The organism is Hydrocoleum sp. CS-953 (assembly GCF_002260545.1).
In the GTDB taxonomy this organism is placed as follows: Bacteria; Cyanobacteriota; Cyanobacteriia; order Cyanobacteriales; family Microcoleaceae; genus Trichodesmium.
The window spans coordinates 1-3,835 of the sequence record NZ_LGSU01000605.1; the positions used below are offsets into that span (position 1 = coordinate 1).

The 3,835-nt window shown below is 38.5% G+C and carries 1 protein-coding gene and 1 pseudogene; both read right to left on the reverse strand.

Annotation, left to right across the window (positions count from 1 at the left end):
- Positions 1 to 346: 346 nt before the first annotated feature.
- The coding region (locus tag AFK68_RS06685) for a phosphoenolpyruvate carboxylase (protein WP_143437636.1) at positions 347 to 2,002 on the reverse strand (1,656 nt) is incomplete at its 5' end.
- A gap of 1 nt (position 2,003) precedes the next feature.
- Positions 2,004 to 3,638, reverse strand: a pseudogene (locus tag AFK68_RS06690) (phosphoenolpyruvate carboxylase); the annotation flags it as partial.
- Positions 3,639 to 3,835: the final 197 nt, after the last annotated feature.

The following is a 3,835-nucleotide window of genomic DNA, read 5'->3' on the forward strand; positions in this document are numbered from 1 at the left end:
CTACTCACACAAACCCGGTTTCTGTACCACTAGAGTTTAGCAAACTCTTTCATTATCAATGATCAATTATCAATTATCAATTATCCATATTTGTTTTTGTAGAAACCAGAAACCGGGTTTGTATTAGATATCTCACAATAGTGACACCTACTCACACAAACCCGGTTTCTCTGAAGGTTTCTCTGAATTTAGAATTCAGAATTTGTTTTTGTAGAAACCAGAAACCGGGTTTGTATTAGATATCTCACAATATTGACATCTACTCACACAAACCCGGTTTCTCTACCACTAGAGTTCAGCCAACTCTTTCATTATCCATTATCAATTATCCATTATCCATTACCTATCAACCTGTATTCCGCATACCAGCAGCAATACCATTAAGAGTCAACAAAGCACCACGCAATAACTCACTCTTACTATAACGAGAATGAATTACACCAGGGGTACCCGTATCATGCTGGCGCAGACGTTTCAACAACGCCACTTGCAACATACCCAGAGGAATAATAGTCGCATTCCGTAATTGTACAGAACGCTGTAAGTCTGGTTCTCCATCCAAAGGTCGCTCATGACCAGAAATTTGTAGCACTAAATCCCGTGTTAAACGATATTCAGTCGCAATTTGCTCAAACAACTGCTCAAACCGTTCTTTGTCTTCTGGTTTAGATAACTCTCGCACATAATAATGAGCAATTTGCAAATCTACCTTAGCCAAAGTCATCTCTACCTTAGAAATAACAGTAGTGAAAAACGGCCACTTCAGATAAAAATATTGCAAAAGTTTCAGGTGTTCTTCTGGTGCTTGTTCCACAAACTCTTGTAAAGCAGTTCCCACCCCATACCAAGCAGGTAAGAGGAAGCGACTTTGAGTCCAACTAAATACCCAAGGAATTGCCCGTAAACCAGAAATTGTCTTCTTCTTATCATTCTTCCGACGAGCTGGACGGGAACTAATTTGTAGTTGACTAATTTCCTGAACTGGTGTAACTTGATAGAAAAATTCAACTAAATCCTCTTGTTCATAAATCAGATTTCGGTAATGAGTTCGCGATCGCACCGCAAACTCTTCCATAATCTCATTCCAGCTTTCAATTTCATCAAACCCCGTATGTAGCAAACTAGCTTGAATCACCGCAGTAGTAACATTTTCCAAATTAAACATTGCTAACTGAGGCAAAGAATATTTAGAAGCAAGTACCTCACCTTGTTCAGTAATCTTAATCCGACCACTAATACTCTTACCAGGTTGAGCCAAAATCGCTTTATAAGCAGGACCGCCACCGCGTCCTACAGAACCACCACGACCATGAAATATCCGTAAGGCAATACCATATTCCTCACCTATCTTATATAAAGCTTTTTGAGCCTTATGAATTTCCCAGTTACTACTCAAGAACCCAGAATCCTTATTACTATCAGAGTAACCCAACATCACCTCTTGCAAATAAGGAGTTTCTAACTCAGACTTTGACTCTTCTGGCAATTTATCATACCCACCAGCAAGTGCAGCTCGATACAAAGGCAACTTAAATAAATCGTTCATTACCCTGGGAGCATTTCTCAAGTCTTCCACAGTCTCAAACAGAGGTACTACCTGAATACTACTTGCACCAGTTGCCGGATCGTAAAGTCCTGCTTCTTGAGCTAACAACAACACTTCCAATAGATCGCTAACATCGCGACTCATACTAATAATATAAGTTTGGCAAATTTCTTTGCCAAACTCTACCTGTAGTTGTCGCAGCATTCGGAAAGTATTAATAATTTCACAAGTTCTCTCAGAAAAAGGTAACTCTGTAGGAATTAAAGGGCGACGAGTAGGCAACTCTGTTGATAACCACTCAGTCCGCTCTGCTTCCGACATTTCTATATAAGGTTTAGGCAAAATTTGTAAATATTCAGTAACTTCCTGAATTACAGCCTCATGTACAGAAGACTCCTGACGAATATCAAGTCGCGCCAAATTAAAACCAAAAATTTCTACCTGGCAAATCAGATTNCTCTGTAGGAATTAAAGGGCGACGAGTAGGCAACTCTGTTGATAACCACTCAGTCCGCTCTGCTTCCGACATTTCTATATAAGGTTTAGGCAAAATTTGTAAATATTCAGTAACTTCCTGAATTACAGCCTCATGTACAGAAGACTCCTGACGAATATCAAGTCGCGCCAAATTAAAACCAAAAATTTCTACCTGGCAAATCAGATTTTCTAAGTCACTAGAGTTTAAGCCAGTTTCTTCCAGGTTACGCTGAATTAGTTGCAACTCAGCTAGAAACTCTGAACAAGAATGATAAATACCTGTTGTTTCTCGACGTTGAGAGAGAACTTCCTTTTCTCTTTGAACTTCATCACCATTATATAAACGCAAGTTGCGATCGCGAGTATTTTCTAAACGCTTTTTCACATAAGACAACTTCAACCGATAAGGTTCTTGGCGATAGCGAATTGCCCATTTATCATATACTTCTGACATTTGCAAATGGTCACGGTCTAACGAGTCTAGCAATTCTGGTAAAACATCACTCCAATGCAAAGACAAACTCAAAAGTTCTATCAGGCGATCGACAGACTGGATATATTTATCCAAGACTATCTGACGTTGATAGCAGGCAGTTTGCCAAGTAACCGGTGGTGTACAAAAAGGATTTCCATCACGGTCTGCTCCCACCCAGGAACCAAACTTACAAAAATTGTAACTTGGTGGTTTCAGGTAAGGGAAAGAACTATGTAATGCTTGCTTAAACCTACGATGCAGTTGGGGAGTAGCATCAAACAAAACTTCGTTAAAATAATGAAGAGTAGTTTCTACCTCATCTAGAACAGTAGGTTTAAATTGGTGTAGTTCATCTGTGCGCCACCACAAAAGAATTTCTTCTGTTAACTGTTCTTTGAGAGATTCTGTTTCCCAAGATGAAACCCAAGAACTTTCCTCTTCTCCATTTACCTGTAGTTCAGAAAAGCTTTCATCTACCCGATCTAATTCTTGGAGAATTTTGGCAATGCGTCGTTGTTTTGTTCTAATTGTACGACGAACAATTTCTGTAGGGTGTGCTGTAAATACTAAACGGATATCTAAGTTATCGATTAATCGTTGAATTAATTGATATGGTACATTGAGAGTTTGTAGTAGAGGAAATAGATAATGAAATGTACCCTCTCCTTCTGGTTTAGTTCTGTTATCGTTCCATATTGGTATACTTCCAACCCGCAGCGAACAACTCTCACCATCCTTAGCTACATCGTCTTTAAAGATTAGTTTTCCTGAACTGTTGTTGTGAGAATAAGCTAGTTGTTGAATTCTTTGCTCATAATGTTGTTCTACAATATTGATCAGCTGAAAATATATAGCAAAAGCCCGGGCAGCTCTAATTGCATCTTTGAGTTCTAGTTGTTCAATCAGTTGTTCAATTTCTGAACCTATAAAATTAGGAGCTTGTCCTTCTGGAGAATGAGCCGAGCGCATCTTCTGGAGTGTATCCACCAATTCTTGGCCACATTCTTGCCTTAACACCAACTCCCACAAATCTTCAACTATTTTAATTCGATTACGCAGAAACCGATCCGAAGCTGTCATCGGGTCATTTTTCAACCCTGATTCTAGCATTGTCTGTTCTGAGTGTAATAGTGAATTCATATTACCTGTTCCTCTGTAACTACTAACATCAAAAATAAATGTATTTTTTGATACTGTTTCCCCATTAGACGGGATTTAACAGTACCAATGTCTCAAAATAGCCTGTAGTAATATTTTTTTTGTTTAATCTATAGTTAATATCTCCCTAATTGCTAATTAGATTTTCCTATCCAACTTTTTAATAAAACAGAAATTTA